General features: G+C 56.6%; 2 protein-coding genes. Both read left to right on the top strand.

The window, feature by feature from the left end; genetic code table 11:
* The first annotated feature begins 432 nt into the window (after nucleotides 1-432).
* Complete coding sequence (locus LH464_RS24985) at nucleotides 433-1,149, top strand: reverse transcriptase domain-containing protein (RefSeq protein ID WP_390625054.1); 717 nt, start codon at nucleotides 433-435, stop codon at nucleotides 1,147-1,149.
* A 26-nt stretch (nucleotides 1,150-1,175) separates the two neighbouring features.
* Nucleotides 1,176-1,913 (top strand): reverse transcriptase domain-containing protein, encoded by a 738-nt coding sequence (locus LH464_RS24980; RefSeq protein WP_390625053.1) that lies wholly within the window; start codon nucleotides 1,176-1,178, stop codon nucleotides 1,911-1,913.
* Nucleotides 1,914-2,049: the final 136 nt, after the last annotated feature.

Raw genomic sequence — 2,049 nt, 5'->3', positions numbered from 1 at the left:
CTCAAACTCGAAGGTGCGCAATGTGGTTCATACCCTTTAGCGTCACCCTTAGAATGAAAAAGACCCGGTGCGCCGGCACAAACCGGTAAAGAGTAAAATGGTGCAAGCCCATTACATTGAAGGAGTAGCGATCCACAATGGCTCCGAGTCATGCGGGTATGATCGTGAGATCATGCGCGAAGCGTTGACAGGGGAACGTGCAGGCCAGCCATCGAGCTGCGAAAATTCAATATCTTGGGTGCCGACGCCCTCGGGTTTAGCGGAAGGCAACATGGATAAGTGCGATAACGCGAGTGCTTGTTCCAACCCAACGTGGTCCCTAGAACCTGGCATGCACGGATGCTCTTTACACGGGAGCCGGGAGGCCTCGGAGATCGACCAGAACCGAGACATGGTGCTGGTCCGCATCGGGAAGGCGAGGAGCCGTAGCCGATGATGAACGATCCCGAGGAGTCCGATTCCGCCATAGTAGCTATGAAGTTTGCGAACAATGCTGGCGTAAAAACAGCGGCGGAGCAGATGGAGCCAAGGGCGGGAACCAAGGGAAATGCGGATCAGCAAAACACATGCCGGGCACAGAACCGGGAAAGTGTGACACATGCGCTGGATCGCATACGCGACGCCGCAAGGCACAGGAAGAAGGAAAGGTTCACGGCGCTCCTCCACCATGTCACACCGGAAACGCTGCGAGCAGCTTTCTACGCAATCAAGCGTAATGCCGCTCCCGGTTTAGACGGACTGACATGGCAAACCTATGAGACGGAGATCGAACACAATGTTCAATCGCTGCATCAGAAGGTGCAAAGGGGAACCTACCGGCCAAAACCCGCCCGAAGGGTGTACATCTCGAAGGCGGATGGCCGGCAACGACCGCTGTCGATCGCTGCCCTGGAGGACAAGATTGTCCAACGGGCAACAGCGACCGTGCTGAATCAAATCTACGAGGAAGATTTCCTCGGATTTAGCTACGGTTTCCGACCCGAGCGGGGACAGCACGATGCGCTGGATGCGCTCCATGTCGGAATCGAAACACGACGAGTGAGCTACATACTGGACGCCGATATCAAATCGTTCTTCGATGATGTCAGTCAGGATTGGCTGATCCGCTTCCTAGAACTTCGTATCGGCGACCCCGCGTCATCCGCCTGATCCGCAAATGGCTCAGGGCCGGAACATTGGAAGACGGGATCATCAAGACGAGTAAGAGAGGAACCGCGCAAGGAGCAGCAATCTCGCCGCTTCTGGCCAACATCTATCTGCACTACGTGTTCGATCTCTGGGCAGACCGCTGGCGACGGCGCGAAGCCACTGGCGACATGATCATCGTCCGCTATGCAGACGACATCGTGGTCGGTTTCCAACACGAAGCTGACGGCCAGCGCTTCCGGGACATGATGCGGGCCCGACTAGGGCAGTTCGCGCTACAACTCCACCCGGAGAAAACCCGCCTCATTGAGTTTGGACGCTGTGCGGCCAATCGTCGAAAATGGAACGGATTACCTCGACCGGAAACCTTTGACTTCCTCGGCTTCACCCACATCTGTGGACGCTCCCGAAATGGGAGCTTCCAAATCCAGCGCAAAAGCCGGAAAGATCGTCGGATAGCAAAGCTGAGGCAGATCACAGAGGTGCTGTGGCGGCACATAAGTCGGCCTATTCCCGAACAAGGAAAATGGCTGAACCAAGTGCTCGTCGGCTATTTCGCCTATTACGCCGTGCCGACCAACTCACGGTCGATCCACGCCTTCCGGCACCATGTCAAAACGATCTGGATGCGCATGCTTCGGCGGCGCAGCCAGAGGCATAAAATGACTTGGAGGCGGATGGAGCAAATAGCCAACGACTGGCTGCCAACGCCGCGAATCCTTCACCCGTGGCCACGCGAGCGATTCAACGTTAAACACCCTAGGTAAGAGCCGTATGCGATAGTCCCGCACGTACGGATCTGTGCGGGGGGCGCCCAGTAATGGGCGTCCCTACCGCTAGGAAGAGCTGGCTACTCGAAGTCCGGGTTCAATTCATAGCCTAAGGAAATGTGGGGTGGGCGAA

Source organism: Pseudorhizobium xiangyangii (genome assembly GCF_020531965.1).
Taxonomy (GTDB): Bacteria; Pseudomonadota; Alphaproteobacteria; order Rhizobiales; family Rhizobiaceae; genus Neorhizobium; species Neorhizobium xiangyangii.
This window is presented reverse-complemented; position numbering and strand designations above follow the sequence as displayed.